This window comes from Picosynechococcus sp. PCC 7003, assembly GCF_001693255.1.
Lineage (GTDB): Bacteria > Cyanobacteriota > Cyanobacteriia > Cyanobacteriales > MRBY01 > MRBY01.
On sequence record NZ_CP016474.1, the window covers coordinates 480,144 to 497,652 of the forward strand.

Annotated in this window: 15 protein-coding genes and 2 tRNA genes; 9 read left to right on the forward strand and 8 right to left on the reverse strand. The window is 47.4% G+C overall.

Going from position 1 to position 17,509, the window contains the following annotated elements; all coding sequences use genetic code 11:
- Positions 1-36 precede the first annotated feature (36 nt).
- From AWQ21_RS02260 to AWQ21_RS02285, 6 genes are all read right to left on the reverse strand, one after another.
- Positions 37-357 carry a nucleotidyltransferase domain-containing protein gene (locus tag AWQ21_RS02260; RefSeq protein WP_065713135.1) on the reverse strand — a complete coding sequence of 107 codons (321 nt, stop codon included), beginning with the start codon at positions 355-357 and terminating at the stop codon, positions 37-39.
- A gap of 8 nt (positions 358-365) precedes the next feature.
- Positions 366-1,862 (reverse strand): restriction endonuclease subunit S, encoded by a 1,497-nt coding sequence (locus AWQ21_RS02265; protein WP_083997950.1) that lies wholly within the window; start codon positions 1,860-1,862, stop codon positions 366-368.
- A 50-nt stretch (positions 1,863-1,912) separates the two neighbouring features.
- The gene (locus AWQ21_RS02270; RefSeq protein ID WP_065713137.1) at positions 1,913-2,260 is read right to left on the reverse strand and encodes a DUF86 domain-containing protein; all 348 of its coding nucleotides are present in this window, start codon (positions 2,258-2,260) and stop codon (positions 1,913-1,915) included.
- Entirely contained in the window at positions 2,257-2,550 is a 294-nt protein-coding gene (locus tag AWQ21_RS02275; protein ID WP_065713138.1) for a nucleotidyltransferase family protein, read from the reverse strand. The genes AWQ21_RS02270 and AWQ21_RS02275 overlap by 4 nt, the downstream gene beginning before the upstream one ends.
- A 69-nt stretch (positions 2,551-2,619) precedes the next feature.
- Entirely contained in the window at positions 2,620-5,406 is a 2,787-nt protein-coding gene (locus AWQ21_RS02280) for a DEAD/DEAH box helicase family protein (protein ID WP_065713139.1), read from the reverse strand.
- 288 nt (positions 5,407-5,694) lie between these two features.
- Positions 5,695-7,764 carry a M3 family metallopeptidase gene (locus AWQ21_RS02285; RefSeq protein ID WP_065713140.1) on the reverse strand — a complete coding sequence of 690 codons (2,070 nt, stop codon included), beginning with the start codon at positions 7,762-7,764 and terminating at the stop codon, positions 5,695-5,697.
- Positions 7,765-7,942: 178 nt separating this feature from the next.
- Between AWQ21_RS02285 and AWQ21_RS02290 the strand changes: the two genes are divergently transcribed.
- The 7 genes from AWQ21_RS02290 (at position 7,943) to AWQ21_RS16360 (ending at position 13,827) form a co-directional block, all read left to right on the forward strand.
- Positions 7,943-10,534, forward strand: a complete 2,592-nt coding sequence (locus AWQ21_RS02290) for a M1 family metallopeptidase (RefSeq protein WP_065713141.1) — start codon at positions 7,943-7,945, stop codon at positions 10,532-10,534.
- A 271-nt stretch (positions 10,535-10,805) separates the two neighbouring features.
- Complete coding sequence (locus AWQ21_RS02295) at positions 10,806-11,879, forward strand: Gfo/Idh/MocA family protein (RefSeq protein WP_065713142.1); 1,074 nt, start codon at positions 10,806-10,808, stop codon at positions 11,877-11,879.
- A gap of 106 nt (positions 11,880-11,985) precedes the next feature.
- Entirely contained in the window at positions 11,986-12,123 is a 138-nt protein-coding gene (locus AWQ21_RS16355) for a hypothetical protein (protein WP_012306071.1), read from the forward strand.
- 35 nt (positions 12,124-12,158) lie between these two features.
- Complete coding sequence (locus AWQ21_RS02300; RefSeq protein ID WP_065713143.1) at positions 12,159-13,271, forward strand: hemolysin family protein; 1,113 nt, start codon at positions 12,159-12,161, stop codon at positions 13,269-13,271.
- A 94-nt stretch (positions 13,272-13,365) separates the two neighbouring features.
- A tRNA-Tyr gene (locus tag AWQ21_RS02305) sits at positions 13,366-13,450 on the forward strand.
- Between the two features lie 4 nt (positions 13,451-13,454).
- Positions 13,455-13,526 (forward strand) — tRNA-Thr (locus AWQ21_RS02310).
- A 157-nt stretch (positions 13,527-13,683) separates the two neighbouring features.
- Positions 13,684-13,827 carry a hypothetical protein gene (locus AWQ21_RS16360; protein ID WP_198159683.1) on the forward strand — a complete coding sequence of 48 codons (144 nt, stop codon included), beginning with the start codon at positions 13,684-13,686 and terminating at the stop codon, positions 13,825-13,827.
- A gap of 11 nt (positions 13,828-13,838) precedes the next feature.
- Here AWQ21_RS16360 and AWQ21_RS02315 read toward each other — a convergent pair whose 3' ends face one another.
- A complete protein-coding gene (locus tag AWQ21_RS02315) occupies positions 13,839-14,090 on the reverse strand; it encodes a hypothetical protein (RefSeq protein ID WP_065713144.1) in 252 nt (83 codons plus the stop codon).
- A gap of 165 nt (positions 14,091-14,255) precedes the next feature.
- On the opposite strand from AWQ21_RS02315, the gene AWQ21_RS02320 reads away from it, so the two are divergent.
- On the forward strand, positions 14,256-15,650 hold the full coding sequence (locus tag AWQ21_RS02320; RefSeq protein ID WP_065713145.1) for a sensor histidine kinase KdpD: 1,395 nt from the start codon (positions 14,256-14,258) through the stop codon (positions 15,648-15,650).
- A gap of 433 nt (positions 15,651-16,083) precedes the next feature.
- Here AWQ21_RS02320 and rpsF read toward each other — a convergent pair whose 3' ends face one another.
- On the reverse strand, positions 16,084-16,431 hold the full coding sequence (gene rpsF / locus AWQ21_RS02330; RefSeq protein ID WP_065713147.1) for a 30S ribosomal protein S6: 348 nt from the start codon (positions 16,429-16,431) through the stop codon (positions 16,084-16,086).
- A 248-nt stretch (positions 16,432-16,679) separates the two neighbouring features.
- Between rpsF and AWQ21_RS02335 the strand changes: the two genes are divergently transcribed.
- Positions 16,680-17,474, forward strand: a complete 795-nt coding sequence (locus AWQ21_RS02335; protein WP_065713148.1) for a fumarylacetoacetate hydrolase family protein — start codon at positions 16,680-16,682, stop codon at positions 17,472-17,474.
- Positions 17,475-17,509 lie beyond the last annotated feature (35 nt).

The window sequence follows — 17,509 nt, forward strand, 5'->3', positions numbered from 1 at the left end:
GGTTGATTGGTTAGGAGAAATTATCTGTAGTTTTGATTAGAGCGGTATTCCCTCACGGCGAACATTCAACATTAGAGGACTTTTTTCTGTTTCAAAGTCTTGGTTATTGGCATAAATGCAACTGATAAGCACGCCAAATTCAAGGGATATTTCGGTAATAAAATCGATGATTTGTTCCCGTTTAGTTTGCTTTTGTTTTTTGTCTTTGAGGACAACTAAAATGTCAATGTCTGATTCTGGTGTTGCGTCTCCTCTGGCTTGGGAACCAAAGACAATTAAGGAAATTAGGTTATCTTGAAATATTTCTGAAAATTGTTTTTTTATTGTGGGGGTGAGGGTTTCGAGGAGGGAAGTCATGGCGGTTTCTATTTTTTGTTTTTGGTGGCTGCTTTTTCTTCTCTGATGCGCTCTAGCAAAACACTAGCAGGCTCATCATTGGGATCTTGGGGGATGAGTTGACCAGAAAAGGCTTTTTTGAGAATAGATTGACGTACAATTTCTGATTTTTGTAATGATATTTTAATTTCAGCTTCCATTTTTTCAATTTCAGAGAATTGATAATCCAAAAGATCTGATATTTCTAGTTGCTCATGATACGAGCATAATGGAATTTCAAATTCTCTTAAACTTGATAAGGACACTGTTTTTTGAGCAGTACCAGTCGATTTCTCTTTAGCCTGTGAATAAATTAGATCTGAAGATAAAAGATAATATAGCCATTTTGAAAAAATATGTTTTGACGGTCGAATTAATCCTATGTGACGCTGAAAACAAAAATCTTTCTCATGAGTGATCAAGACAGGAATTCCAAATGATCCAGTTACAGTATATAAGATATCATTTACAATAGGTTTTTTCTTTTTTGGCAATGACAGAAAATATGTTTCAGGAACAAAAAAAGTTTCAGAAAAGTCAATTGTATTATTGTTTTTGTCAATGTTTGAAATTGTAATGAAAGGGATACCAAAATCTGATTTAGGCGGAGCTTGATGATCTCCGTCCGTAATTTCATAGCAAATATTTTTCAATTGAACCCACTGCCAATTTTTGTCATAAGAAAGCGTAATTGGACTTTCGAGCTTTTCTAAATTACTAAATTTTGTTTTTTGTGGTTTGGTGGGCTTTTTGCCGGGTTTGCCTTGGGATTCCCATTCTTTAACTGCGGTTTTCCAGTCATCTAGTTGCTTTTGGTAGCGGGCTTCTCGTTCTTGTTTGATGCGTTCTAGGAGTTGCTCTGCGGGTTCGAGTTTATCGGCGTTTTCCTTGCGCCATTGTTCGGTGAGTTTACCCTCAAAGGCTTGTTTTAGGAGGGCTTGGCGATAGAGTTTCAGTTTGGCTTGGGCGGCTTTTAGGGATTCTACTCCCGCATCCAACTCAGAAAATAACTCCTCAATCTTCTCCACGATTCGCTTTTGTTCATTCAGTGGAGGTAAGAGAATTTGAAAATCACCAATTTGTTTGAAATTAACCCTAGGTCTATCTCCTTCATTGAGATGATTAGCAAAACTAACGAATTCTCTTGAATTTAATCGATATTTCAAAAAACTATTGCATATGATGTCGTTACTCGGAAATACAATGAATTCTGCGGATGCAAGACCATCAAAGTTAACTTGAGCTACTTTATTCAAATATGGACGAAGACGACCATACAAAACATCACCAGCATAAAATCTAGATGCTTTACTCTTCATTTGAGAAGACGGAACTTGACCAATGATTTTCATTGTTTGAGGTTTAATATGATCCATTCCTATAAAAGGCATCTCTGGGAAGTCTTGCGGAGCAACCTTTTCATTGCGAGGATGAACAGCATTTGATAAACGACAATAAATCCATCCCTGGGGTATTTGAGCAGTCATTCTAGTGATATTCCATAAAAGTATAAAAGCGTCAAATAATCAAAATATTTTTACTGATTCTTCGATGTTACTATTTTACTGATTGTCAATTTCAATAGAGGTAAAGCCTCAGTCACTGTTTCCCAAACAACCAATTCATCAACTTGCCAATACTCATGAACTAAAACATCTCGCATTCCCGCTACAGAACGCCAAGGTATTTCTGGATATTTTTCTCGTATCGATGACGGAATTTTCTTGGTCGCTTCACCAATAATTTCCAATAATTTAACAACAGCTAAGACTTTCTCTCGATTCTGCAAAAAACGATCTAAATCGACTCCCTCCATAAACATTTCGATTTCTGTTATTGCCTCTAAAATATCTACCAACGAATCCTCTAAACGACGTTCTGTCATACATCGATCACCTCGGCTAAAACGCGATCACGAATCCTTTTTTTTAAGCCCCTTTCCGTTACAACATCAACTTGCATCCCCAAAATATCCTCTAAATATATCTTCAGTTCCAACACCATCCATAAAGTAGGAGGCTTATCATAACCAATTAAAAGATCAAGATCACTCTTAGAAGATTGTTGTCCACGGGCATAGGAGCCAAAAATTTGCACATGGGTAATCCTAAACCGTTGCCGAATAACACTTAGATGTTGGCGTAAGATACTTCGTATTTCTTCTAAATCATTCATAATCCTAGACTTTTGTGATTTCTTTAAAAACCATTGAAACTATTAATCTTGGTTAAATCAAACAATAATTTATGCTGACAAAACTGTATTTAACTCCTCAATAAGATCATTCATCTCCGCCCCAAAAAGCTGATACATTTTCCCTAAACCTCCTTCCCCATCAAAAGGCGACATCTCCAAATCATCGATTTCAAAATGGAACGAACTCACCACATGATCCCGCATCATCCGTAACCATGCCATCTGCTCTTCATTAAACTTTTCCCCCGCCCCCGCATGGCGACGTAACACCCAATTCTGGAAATTGCGCCGTACCACATCACCATAATTCGTAATTTTCTGATCCGCCCCACAAACACGCCTCACCAAAGATACCAGAGCCGTCAACTCCTCAGTGGGAGACTTGCCCTCCACCTCATCCAACAGTTGATAAGCCCGCCAAACCCGAATCGGTGCCAGCTTAGGACGATCAGACCGGAGCCGATCTAATAATTCCGAAACCATGCTAAACGTCACCTCCCGCCGCCGATAGGGTTCCCCGAAAAAGATCGATAACGCCTCAATCTCATCCTGATTTTCCCTGAGATACACCTCAAACTCCTCCCGTAACACTTGGGCATTCGTTTGCGCATCCGCATCCCACTCCGCCTTGGTCACCTGATCCAAATTCTGATCATCGATGATTTGCTCCTTCTCCCGCCGGATATTTGTGAGCAAATCAATTAACTTCCCATTCCAGCGATTCGCCTTGACCGCTTCCTTCACCAATGCCCCCTGAGCCTGAGCATAAGTTTTTTGATCCAATTCCTGATCTGCCGCAACCCCTAAATGCTCCTGAGCATAACGCTCCACATTGTCAGGATTAATTGCATCAACAAACCCCCGCATGATTGTCGTTAATTCAACCCCACCCGTTGCCTTAGCAATTTTTTGGCGATCGCCTTCCTCTAGCTGACTATTAAGCCGAGATAAACGACCCACTAGGGAACTCACTGTATCTGCATCCGCTGCCCCCATCATGACTCCCATTGCCAAATCCTTAAACACCACCGAGGGCTTAGTAATTAAAGGTTGACTCGATGTTTTCCGAGATTTCGTGACCCCCACCGCATCCACGATGACATAGTGAGTTTTCCCCGATTTTGCCGAGGGCGTAACCTTCACCAAAGCATCCTTATCCAGTGTGCGAGTGCCGCGACCCTTCATCTGCTCGAAATAATTCAGGCTTTTCACATCCCGCATAAACACCAAACATTCCAACGGTTTCACATCTGTCCCCGTGGCAATCATGTCCACCGTTACGGCGATGCGGGGGTGATAACCATTCCGGAACTGCGCCAAGATAGATTTCGGGTCTTCCTCACTGCGATAGGTAACCTTCTTACAAAACTCATTCCCCTCATTGAACTCCTTTCTGACCGTCTGAATGATGTCATCAGCATGGCTATCATCCTTCGCAAAAAAGAGCGTTTTCGGCACTTCCTCCCGACCCGGAAACAGATCCGGTAAGCGATCCTTAAACGTCCGAATCACCGTGCGAATTTGATCCGGATTCACCACATCCCGATCTAATTGTTTCCCCGTGTAGTTCACCTCCTCATCGGACTGCTCCCAACGTTTCTTTCGGGTTAGCTTTTCCCGCTTTAACAGAGGTTCCGTAGATTTGATCCTTGCGCCATCCTTGGTGATTTTTGTCTCAATCAGAAAAACCTCATTGCCCACATTCACCCCATCGGCGATCGCCTTTTCGTGGTCATACTCACTCACCACATTTTTTTCAAAAAAGCCATAGGTGCGATTATCCGGCGTTGCCGTTAGCCCAATCAGGAACCCATCAAAATAATCTAAGACCTGCTGCCAGACGTTATAGATCGAGCGGTGACACTCATCAATAAAAATAAAATCAAAAAACTCTAGGGGCACTTTGGGGTTATAGACCACAGGCATCGGCTCTTTCGGTTTCGTTTTCAGCTCTGCCGGATTCATTTCTTCCGCCGTTTCATCCAGCTCCTCACCCTTCAGGATCGAATACATCCGCTGAATCGTACTGATACAGACATGGCTATCTTTGGCAATGTAGGGAGACGTAAGCCGCTGCACCCGATAGAGTTCCGTAAACTTGCGGTTATCATCATTGGGCGTGTAGGTCATCATCTCCTGTTCTGCCTGCTCCCCCAGATTCTTCGTATCCACCAAAAATAAAATCCGTTGGGCGTTGGCATATTTCAGCAACCGATACATCGTCGTAATTGCCGTAAAAGTCTTGCCTGAACCCGTAGCCATCTGGATCAATGCCCGTGGTTTACCTTGCTTCAGTGATTGATCTAAATTGGCGATCGCCTCAACCTGACAATCCCGCAAATTACGAGTATTCAACTCCGGTAAAGCCTGTAATCGCTGGCGTAACGACTGTCCTTGGCGAATAAATTGCCGAAGCGTTTCCGGTCGATGAAAAGAAAAAACTTCCCTAGATCTCGGTTTCGGATCTCGCTGGTCTGTAAAACGCGTAATCTCCCCAGTACTCTCATAGAGAAAAGGTAATGGTTCGTTATTCTGGAACCACCTCAATTTGGCGATCGCATATTTTTGAGTCTGTAGCTCATGAACCGTAATTTTTTGCCCTTCCTTGGGTCGCTTCGCCTCGATTACCCCAATTGGATTGCCATCGACGAATAGCACATAGTCCGCGGGACCCGAATCGGTTTGATATTCCCGCACAGCTTGCCCTAGGCTGCCATACAAATCAATCTCTTGACTGGACTGTACATCCCAACCTGCATCTCGCAGCATCTCATCAATGTGATCGCGAGCTTTTTCCTCGTGAGTCTGATTATGCATGTAATCACGATTACTCATACAAAGATTCTAAGTGATAGACCAGACCTATCAAAAACTACACGATTAATTGACGGACAAAACTTTCGTCGTGTTGATCAAAATCAGCTTTGAGCCACCTGCAATTCGTCTATGAGTTCATGTATCCAAGTTTATGCCAAACAAAGCTTCGAAGACAGAACCTTATGTTAACGACTCAGTTTGTACTGGGTAAGATTGCAAAAAATATCCAATATCAAAAAGCCTTTGGAATATTCCAAAAGCCTTTTTCAAAATCATTAAATTATATGAGAGTGAACTTATATAAGATTAAGCCGTTTGCAATAAACCACTGTGACGAAGCAAAGGTTCTGTTTGCGGTTCCCGACCCCGGAATTTCTTAAAGACTTCCAAGGGATGGAGACTACCACCTAAACCGAGGATCGTTTCGCGGAATTTTTTGCCCACATCGGCGATCGCCACCGTATCTTCGAGACCAGCCTCTTCAAACGCCGCAAACGCATCCGCACTGAGCACTTCCGCCCACTTGTAGCTGTAATAGCCCGCCGCATAGCCCCCAGCAAAGATATGACCAAAGGCACAGAGGAAAGAATCTTCTGGTAATGGCTTCATCACTGTGGTGGTTTCTGCGAGACGGTTCCGTACCTGTTCGGGGGTTTCACCACTGGCCGGATCATATTTTGCGTGCAGTTCAATGTCGAGCAAACTAAAGTGCAACTGCCGTAACATTGCCGAACCACTCATATAGGTGCGAGCAGCCAGAAGTTTCTGGTAATAATGCTCTGGGAGCGTTTCTCCCGTTTCGTAATGCTTGGCCATCCCAAATAGGGTTTCCCGGTGGTAGCACCAATTTTCCATAAACTGGCTGGGCAACTCCACCGCATCCCACTCGACATTATTAATGCCCGCTGCACCGGGGTAGTCCACATGGGTCAACATATGCTGTAAACCGTGGCCAAACTCATGGAAGAGGGTTTCCACTTCCCCAAAGGTCATGAGGCTGGGCTTACCATCCACGGGGGGCGTCTGGTTACAAATGAGATAGGCCACAGGTAGACGGGTAACGGTGTGACCATTGACCATCATTTTGGCGCGACCCACACAATCATTCATCCAAGCCCCACCCCGTTTTTCTGCTGGACGACTGTAGGGATCGAGGTAAAAACTGGCAATTTGTTCACCAGACTCGTCGTTAATTTTGAAATAACGCACATCTTCATGCCATACGGGGGCCTCGCCATCGGCAGCGGTAATTTCGACGGAAAACAAACGTTGCGCGAGGTCAAACAACCCAGCTAATACTCGCCCAAGGGAAAAGTAAGGGCGCAATTCCTCGGCATTAAACCCAAATTTTGCTTCCTTTTGTTTCTCAGACCAATAGGCGATATCCCAATGTTTCAACTCCGGTTGTCCTGAAAAAGTCGTGAGTTCAGCTAATTCCTTTTTCGCTGCAGTAAAGCTCACTTGGCGCAACTCTTCCATGAGTTGTTCAACGGCGGCCACATTCGGTGCCATCTTCCGGGCCAGACTCAGTTCAGCGTAATTTTCAAACCCTAAAATTTGGGCCTTCTGTTTACGCAACTCAAGGATGCGATCAATGTGGGGGTGATTATCAAATTCCCCAGAGGAAGCCTTTGAGACCGCCGCTTTATAAACTTTTTCCCGCAGTTCCCGGTTTTCGGCATATTTCAAAAAGGGGAGATAGCTGGGGTAATCGAGGGTAATCACCCAGGGGCCATTTTCTGGGGTGGCGTTTTCGGCTCCTTCGCTGCGGGCAGTTTGGGCGGCAAGGCTCAGGGCACTGTCAGGTAAACCCGCTACGTCTTCTTTATCGGTCAGTGTGAGCTTAAATGCCTTGGTCGCATCAAGGACATTGTTCGAAAATTTTGTCGAGAGATCCGCTAATTCCAATTGGATCGCGTTAAATTCCTCTTTGGTTTCTCCTTCCAGGCTCACTCCGGCGAGTTCGGCTTCCTTGAGGGCGGTTTCGATAATGCGTTGCTGGGCGGGTTCTAGTTTGTCCCATTGGTCGCTTTCGCGGATCGCTTTATAACCTTCATAGATGGGGCGACTTTGGCTCCAGCGGTTGATAAACTGCACCACGGCGGGTTGCATTTTTTCGTAGGCGGCGCGCAGTTCTGTACTGTTTTTGACGCTCATCAGATGACCGATCACCCCCCAAGTCCACATCAGTTTTTCTTCGAGCTGGGTGAGGGGTTCGACAAAGTCTGTCCAGGTGGGTTTGAGGTTCGTCTCAAGATCGCTAACCTGTTGCTCTAATTCCGTCAGGAGGGTCGTCACAGCGGGTTCAACGTGCTCTGCCTTGATCTCAGCGAAGGGGGGCAGACCATGGCCGATGAGGAGGGGATTCTGGGTCATATGTAGTTGATTTTTCTGATGTTTACGCTATTTCCCATTATGACAGCAAGTTTTTGGGGAAGGCAGTGGGGATATCTGGGCACGGTTAGCTGGCCAGCCGACGGGATTGTTATGATTTGAAGCGAATGAATTTTATGGGCGGCGATCGCCTTTTGAGCCTGAGGATATGTCGAGCAAAATGTCTGGAATTAATTTTGAAGCGTTTGTGGATACAGAAACGACCCGTTCTTTTGAGTTGCCCGGCGCAAAACCCCACTACAACCCCGACCGTCCGGGACAGGTGGAGCATATTTCTTTAGATTTGGATCTCGACATGACGGGGCGATCGCTCTTTGGGACTTGCACGATTACCCTCGCGCCGGTGCGGTCTGGGGTGACTTCCCTGACCCTCGATGCGGTGGACATGGCCATTGCATCGGTGTGCATCGGCAGCGTCAGTCAACCCTTTGACTATGATGGCGAAACCCTGAATATTCGCTTACTGAAACCCACGACCACCGAAAAAATTGAGGTGGCGATCGCCTACCGTTTAACGGAACCCCAACGGGGGATTTATTTTATTCAACCGGATGAGCATTACCCCGATAAGCCGGTGCAGGTGTGGACGCAAGGGGAAGATGAAGATTCTCGGTTTTGGTTTCCTTGCTTTGACTACCCCGGCCAACTTGCGACTTCTGAACTAAAAATTCGCGTAGCTAATCCCTACCGCGCCATCTCTAATGGTGAACTGGTAGACACCAAAGAACAAGGCGATCAAATCCAATACCATTGGTATCAAAAAGAAATTCATCCTTCCTACCTAATTACCTTGGCGGTGGGCGATTTTGCCGAAACAAAAACCGAGTGGCAGGGAATTCCCGTCCTTTACTATGTGGAAAAAGGGCGCGAAGCCGATGGCGATCGCAGCATGGGGAAAACCCCCCAGATGATGGATTTTCTCAGTGAAATTTACGGCTACCAATATCCCTTCCCGAAATACGCCCAAGTGTGCGTCGATGACTTTATCTTCGGCGGCATGGAAAACACCTCCACCACCCTTTTGACGGATCGCTGTTTACTCGACGAGCGGGCGAGCCTCGACGATCAACGTACCGAAACCCTCGTGTTACACGAATTAGCCCACCAATGGTTTGGGGATCTGGTGGTGATCAAACACTGGAGTCACGCCTGGATCAAAGAAGGCATGGCCACCTATGCCGAGGTGCTCTGGACAGAATATGAATATGGCTATGAATATGGCAAAGAGGAAGCTGCCTATTACCTGCTAGAGCAGATGCGGAACTATCTCAGCGAAGACAGCAGCCGTTACCGTCGCCCCATCGTCACCCATGTTTATCGCGCTCCCATTGAACTCTATGACCGACATTTGTACGAAAAAGGCGCTTGTGTCTATCACATGATCCGCACGGTGCTTGGGGATGAATTGTTCTTTAAAGCAATCCAAAACTTTGTCCAAAAACACGCCCACCAAACCGTTGAAACCATTGATTTGCTGCGGGCCATTGAGGAATCCACCGGGTTTAACCTGGCTCCACTCTTCGATCAATATGTTTTCCGGGGTGGCCATCCTGATTTTGAAGTGGCTTACAGTTGGGACGGGGAGAATGGTCTCGCTAAACTCACGGTGACACAGACCCAAGGAAAAAAAGACGAAAAAGCCCTTTTTGATCTAAAAATTCCCGTTGCTTTTAACTATCTCGATGGGGAAACGGTTAGCCAAAAGACCTTTACTTTTAGACTCAACGACGCAGAACACACCTTTTATCTTCCCCTCGACCGGAAACCAGATTTTGTCAGCTTTGATGTGGGCAACCATTGGACAAAAACGGTGAAATTGTCCTACCCAATGGCGGAACTAAAAAATCAACTGACCCATGACCCCGATCCCATCTCCCGGATTCACGCCGCAGTGGCGATCGCCAAAGAAGGCAACCTCGAAGCGGTCAATACGTTGCAAACAGCTTTAACAACAGAAGCATTTTGGGGTGTGCGAGTCGAAATTGCCAAAGTCCTTGGCACCATTCAACTCAACCAAGCGGAAACGGCCTTGATGATTGGCTTACAAGATCCCCATCCCCGCGTGCGCCGCGCTACCTTAAACAGCCTCGGCAAGTTCAAAACCGAAAGCAGCTACGCAGCAGTGAAAACCTGTCTATTAGCAGGAGATGCCAGCTACTACACCGAAGCCACTGCCGCCCGTACCCTAGGGGCGATGGTTTCTGTGGGGTTAACAGACAAAGCTGGTGAAACCCGCGATCTTCTCAATGAAATCCTCGAAACCCGTGCGGGCTGGAATGAAGTTGTCCGTGCTGGAGCCATTGGCGGTTTAGCGGCGATGAAAACTGCTCCTGAAGCCGTTGATCTGATCCTGCCCTATACCGAACTGGGCGTGCCGCAACCGCTACGCCTTGCCGCCATCCGCGCCTTGGGCACCGTTGCCAGCGGTCAAGCCAATGACAAACTTGAAGTGATTCTCAACCGTTTAGAGGCGATCGCCAGGGAGACCTTTTTCCTGACCCAAGTGGCCATTGTGAGCGCCCTTGGCCAGATCGAAAATCCCAAGGCGGTTACTCTCTTACAAACCTTGGCCAGCCAAGCCCCAGATAAGCGGGTTCGCCAGCGGGCCGAGGAAACCGTCACCAGCCTCCAGAAAAAACTCAGCACCGACAAGGCGATTCAAGGATTGCGCGAAGACCTCGATAAACTGCGAGAAGACAACAAACAACTACAAAGTCGCCTCGCCAAACTCGAAGCCCAGGGTGACCATTAACTAGAGCTTTTCGGATGAACTTTCCGGGGCTATTTTGCGTCAAAAAAAGTAAGGTGAATCGCTCGGCAATTTATCAACAACTTGGCGATCGCCCCGATAATTATCCCAAGGCCGGATCCATTGGCGATCGCCCTTTGCCATTCCACAAAATCTACTTATCAATTCTTTAGACTCCGGACATCCGTGCTACCATCGGTAGTCAAAAAGGTGGCGAGGCAACATCATCCCTCAACATCTGCGGTGGAGGAGTTCAAGGAGTTTCCTAAATCTTATGGCCCAACTACAGTCCAGTCTATCCCCCAATGCGAATCTCAGAATCGGCGTGATTGGCGTAGGCAACATGGGGCAACACCACACCCGTGTCCTTAGCCTCCTCAAAGATGTTGAACTCATTGGCGTCGCGGATCTCAACGTGGAACGGGGTTTAGACCTCGCTAGCAAATATCGCATCCGTTACTTTGAGGACTACCATGCCCTGCTTCCCCTCGTGGATGCAGTTTGCATTGCGGTCCCCACCAAGCTCCACTACCAAGTGGGCCTAGAGTGCATGGCAGCGGGCAAACACGTGATGATCGAGAAACCCATCGCCGCCAGTATCAGTGAAGCCGAAGCCCTTGTGAATGCGGCGGCCGAACATAACGTGATCCTCCAGGTTGGCCATATCGAACGGTTTAATCCCGCCTTCCAAGAACTGAGCAAAGTACTCAAAACCGAAAAACTCTTGGCAATTGAAGCCCATCGCATGAGTCCCTACTCCCAACGGGCGAACGATGTTTCTGTCGTCTTGGATTTAATGATCCATGACATTGATCTGCTCTTAGAAATGGCCGCTTCTCCGGTGGTGCAACTAACGGCCACTGGTTCAAAAAAAGACGATTCTAGTCACTTAGATTATGTGACAGCTACCTTAAATTTCGCTAACGGTATCGTGGCGACTCTCACGGCGAGTAAAGTGACCCACCGCAAAATTCGCACCATCGCCGCCCACTGCCAAAATTCCCTCACCGAAGCCGATTTTCTCAACAACGAGATCGAAATTCACCGCCAAACTACCGCCAATTACACCACCGACTACGGCCAAGTGCTTTATCGTCAGGATGGCTTGATCGAGCAGGTTTACACCAGTAATATCGAACCGCTCCATGCTGAACTGGAGCATTTTGTCCAATGTGTCCGGGGGGGCGAACAACCCTCTGTTGGTGGAGAACAGGCGTTAAAGGCCCTCCGCCTTGCGAGCTTGATTGAACAGAGCGCCCTGGATGGCAAAGTCTGGAAAGAGGCCGATCGCCATTACCAACACCTCAATAAACCGAAAACCATCGTCGCTCCTTTCCCCGTTTCTTGATATTTTGCATTTTCGATGCGTGAAGGGGCACAGTTTTCGCTACCCTTAATAGGTAAACCATCATCCTTTGACTGACTCTAGCGGATAAGGAGCCGCTGTACTGACTATGTCTGATCTCAACCGTGGCATTATGAAATTTGACGGCGCAGATAAACCCATTGTCGTCGCTGTTTCTGCTGTTTTAGTTTTAGGGGCGATCGCCGCCCTGGTGATCTGGGGTCTCACAACCGCCTATTCGTTCTAAACTAATCCAGTCACCTCTAGCTCCTACGACACACTTTGAATTTTCTGTTTGCGATCGCCGCCGCTGAATCTAGCAAACCAAGTCCCCTGCTGGGGGAAGTCTGGCTGGATCTCGCTGTTTTGGTGGTCATGATTGGCCTATCTGCCTTTTTCTCTGGTTCCGAGACCGCCATTACCGCCTTTGACAACCTCAAGCTCGAAGGACTGATTAAACGCCAAGGAGATCCCCAGGGGATTTTTCGGATTGTCCTCAAAAACCGGACGCGCTTTATCACAACCCTGCTACTGGGAAACAACCTTGTCAATAACTTCTCCGCAATTCTTACCAGTAACCTCTTTGCAATCTGGTTAGGGAACGCCGGGATCGGCATTGCGACGGCGGTCGTCACCATTGTCGTTCTCATTTTTGCAGAGATTACCCCCAAGTCTTTAGCCATCCTCAATGTGCGTTCGGCCTTTACCTTTGTCGTCCCCCCCATTTATTGGTTGTCGCGCATTCTGTCTTCTTTGGGGATCATTTATATCTTTGAAACCATTACCGAAAAAACGATCAAGATCTTTGAAGGCCGTCAGAATAAAAATTCTCCCACCAGCGAAACGCTCAGTGAACTGCAACTGATGATCGAAATCCTGGGGGGGAAAGGCAAGCTGGATCTGCAACGTCGCCGCATCATGGGTAACGCCCTCCTCCTCGATGACATGATGGTTAAAGATGTCGTCAAGCCGCGCATCGATATGCAAACCATCGCCCACGATGCCACCCTCCAGGAGTTGGTTAACCTTTGCCTCGAAACCGGCTACACCCGCATTCCCGTCCAAGAACAATCCAAGGACAACATCATCGGCATCGTTAACCTGAAGCAAGCCCTCAAGGGTCTCCATTGTCCAGAATCTCCCCAGACCCCAGCCATTGTCCGTTCTGTGATGGATACGCCCGTTTATATCCCTGAAACGAAGCGAGTGGCTGATCTCCTCAAAGAAATGCTCCAACAACGTCTCCACATTGCCATTGTCGTTGATGAGTATGGGGGCACAGTGGGCCTTGTCACCCTAGAAGATTTACTCGAAGAGCTGGTGGGTGAAATTTATGATGAGAGCGATTATGCCCCCCGCGAACCGGGTTTACCAAGCCGTTTTTCTGATCGGTAAGCGCTGGGTTGGGAGGCTAACAGAAAAATTTGGCGATCGCCTTGCAATATTTTATTTTTATGCTAGGATTGATAACTGTGAAAACAAAAAACGTGGGTCGGTGCCCGAGTGGTTAATGGGGGCGGACTGTAAATCCGCTGACTATGTCTACGCTGGTTCGAATCCAGCTCGGCCCACCACATTGCCCATATGGCTCAGGGGTAGAGCACTCCCTTGGTAAGGGAGAGGTCACGAGTTCAAATCTCGTTATGGGCTTTCTAAGCAAATTAATTACAGGTAATCATAGCAAGTGTTTTGGCTGGTTCCATTTCGGGTATCTGCCATTGCAACAATCTTTTGTTTTTCTTTAGGATTAATAAGGGCGCACTGGATTTACCCATTGTCCTGCCAAACTGAGTTGTCCTAAGCATCTATGACTGAGAACCAAAAGACCCAACCAGCACCGACCCAGGAAACCAAAACGACATCAGAAAAGGTGCTGTGTCCCCATTGCAAACGCACCGCAACCAATGGCATTAAATGTAAGGGCATCTGTGTCGCCGATAGTGATTATTAATCGGTTGCAGCTCAAATAATAAAGGAAATACCATTTAAACTAATTAGCAGGAGTAATAGGCCAAAATTTACCCACAATTCTTTTTTATAGGTATTCATCTTTTCCCCAAGAATGCGGACAGTTTTTTGCTGTAAATAATGGCGCAACTTTAGGGGCAGTTTTTCGTAATACTGGCGATACTCTAGAGCTGTTAGCAGGACATTCCCAAGGTTGTAGAGGGTGATGCCGAGGAGAATCCAGCGATAAAGGTTATAGAAATTCATTGGTTGAAAAATCCATATTAGCCGGAGAAGGAATCTGGAGTTGATGGCCTAGGGAGAAGAAATAGCAGGTAAAACCCCACTCAATGATGTTCGGTTGTACGGCTTCTATTTCGGAAAAAATCCTTTTAGTATCAATATAACCTAGGGTCAGAAGAGAGCAATACTGTGGTGGATTTCAAGAAACTAGAAGAACTCAATATTCAGCAAACGGTGGCCGGAATTCTCCAGGACTTTAATCCTATTTTTCCGTCTACTTTTTCTTCTGGACAAACTGGGCAGTGGCGCGCGGCGATCGCCGCTTTGACGGATTTACTATCACGCTCCGGGGGCGAAACCCGTGGTGTCATTTTATCGAGCCCTAGCCCGGTGTTTGATGCACCCCAAATTACTCGCCACCACCATCACTATGTTTTGACGCCAAAAAATCTCCAAGACATCGCCCTAGGTCATCTACAGTTACCAGGGGCTGGTTCCCACCAAGGTCTCCGACACCACAATAATCAAATCGTTGAGTTTCCAATTCTGCCCAATGATCCCCTGGCCCAGGAACAATTTTGCTTAATTTTGACGGAACAGTTCAATTTTGCGATGACCCTGTCTCCCCAGGGATTACTTTTTTCGTTTGAAACAGAGGCGATCGCCGCCATTTGGCAAATTTTGCAGTGGCGCATGGCCCTCACGCAACCGTTCCAATTCCAAGCCCTCGCCCAACTTTGGCCCCGCTTCGCCGAGGTTGTCCCGGACTATCGCCTTGTCTCCCGGTTTAGCCAGTTAATGATGCGATCGCTAACGGTGAATTTGCCCCAGGCAGATCCCCCACTGTCTCCGGAACCCCACCATGCTCCCGAGCCACCCACCCAAGTCCAACCAGAATTGGAATTATTACAAGCCCTCACCCATGAAATTCGCACGCCTCTGACAACGATCCGCACCATGACAAAGTTGTTGTTAAAAAAGAAAACACAACTGACCCAGGATATCGTCAAACGCATCGAAACCATTGAGCAGGAGTGCAATGAGCAGATCCGGCGCATGGAACTTATTTTTCGGGCCGCCGAATTAGAAACCTCCTCACATCACCCCAAGCAAACCCTACAATTAGTACCCATTTCCCTGGAGCAGATTTTCCAGGAGGGAACACCCCGTTGGCAAAAACAAGCCCAACGGCGCAATGTCAATCTAGAAGTCACCTTGCCACAATACCTTCCCCAAGTGGTGAGCGATCCAGCAATGCTTGACCAAATGTTGTCAGGGTTAATTGAGACCCTAACGCGGCGCTTACCCACAGGGGCAGAGGTACAAATCCAAGTCAGCACCGCCGGCAACCAACTCAAGTTAGAAGTCCAGTCCCACGGTCTGGGTCAAAAATGCCTTGAAAAAGCGATTGGTCAGTTGCTCATCTTCCAACCAGAAACGGGTAGCTTGAGCCTGAATTTAGATGTGACAAAAAATCTTTTTCAACAGTTGGGCGGCAAATTGGCGATTCGACGTCGGGCGTCCGGGGAAGAGGTTTTTGCCATTTTTTTACCCCTTGGCAACAGCTTCGCTATGCCCCTTTAGGCTTCGACGCAGTTCAGTGAACTACCCCGCCGCAAGCAGCGGGGCTTCCTACCCAAAGAACTGCTTTCTATTCCGAGGAATAGCGAGTCTTATATTCTGGCGATAGGCGGACTCCCCGGTTCCCGAGGACAAAAATCACGGTCACAAAAAATACTTTGTATGTGTCTAGCTTGGTTTTCGCTATCCGTTGCCGTGTCAACGATACGATTATAGAGCATTACGCCCCAAGGGGCGGGGATTTCAACCCTTTGCCGTTAAAATATGCGGATTTCATAAAAAATCATGTACTTTTCGCAAATATTTTCCCGATCGAATACGGAACCAATTTCACCTTTATTCACGCCACAAAAAAAGATGGGTCACGCTTGAAGCTCCCATCTCTACTCATTACTGGTATTGGTTATTGGTTTGATTTTCGTCACGTGCTGCAGTTTTAGGCACCGGGAGCCGCTGGCTCGGAGGGAGGTGCATCGGCTTCGAGAGCAACGGGTTCTGCATCCAGCTTCATGGTGAGATAGCGAATGACCATTTCCCCTAAGCGCATATCCCGCTCAATGGCTTTGATTTGGCTGCCATCGGCTTTGTAGTTCACCTGGATATAGATCCCATCATTGAAGTTCTGGATCGGGTAAGCGAGGTGGCGCTTGCCCCGTACTTGAACCTGAAGATCGCTTGCCCCAGATTCTTGAAGCATGGTTTTGTATTTGCTAGAGACTTCCTGCACCTGCTCTTCGCTGAGGTCGGGGCGCAGGATGTACATCATTTCGTAGTTGTTGCTCATTACTGTTTGATATAAATCCTTCTGGACAATAAGGCCGCTCGATGTGTGGAAATTCTGGATTTCTTTTACGATTCGAGAAGCAAGGATATAAAATTCTACTACACCTTGCCCCGTTTTAGGGAGTGTTGTCTGGATCTCAAACTGATGAAAAAACGGATCATGACTTGGGTCTTAGAGTCTGTCATCGATTGGCGATCGCAACCTTGAGGTGGAGCTTTGTTCTGTGTTTAGTTGATCAAAATTCATTTATGGCGCAACGATATGTTCGGGTTCAAACTCCCCAGGGGCAAGTCTTATACGGATTACTAAAGCTCAACCGTGAAGTGCAGGTGATCGATGCGCCAGCTTGGCTGGGGGGACACCCGACGGGGGAATGTCTGGCGCCGGATAAGTACCAATTATTAGCCCCCTGTGCCCCGTCAAAAATTGTTGCGGTGGGCCATAATTATGCTGCCCATGCGGCAGAACTCCAGCAACCGATCCCCTCAGAACCGTTGTTATTTTTGAAGCCTCCCAGTGCGATTGTGGCCCACCAACAGGGCATTGTGTATCCGGCCCAATGTCAACAGTTGGAGTTCGAGGGGGAATTGGCCCTCGTGATTGGCGATCGCACCCACCATTGTTCTGAAGAAGAGGCCCATCAGAAAATCTGGGGCTATACCATTGCCAATGATGTGACAGCGCGGGATCTCCAACGACAGGACACCCAGTGGACGCGGGCAAAGGGATTTGATACGTTCTGTCCCCTCGGCCCTTGGATTGTGCGCGAGATTAGTCCTGATGCCAAATTGCGTACCTATGTGACTCCCCTGGGGGAAGAACTCCCTGAACAACCAGACCCCGCCCAGGCCGCCTCTGTCCAGGATATGGTTTTTTCCGTTGCCAAATTGGTGAGCTACATCTCCGAAATTATGACCCTTTTGCCCGGCGACGTGATTTTGACGGGGACTCCCGCCGGAGTTCACCCGGTTCGCATTGGTGATCGCCTTTTGATCACCATCGAAGGGATTGGCGAGCTCGAAAATCCCATCATCGCCCCCTAAGACTTGTTTCCATTCTCCATTGCTTGTCGCTTACC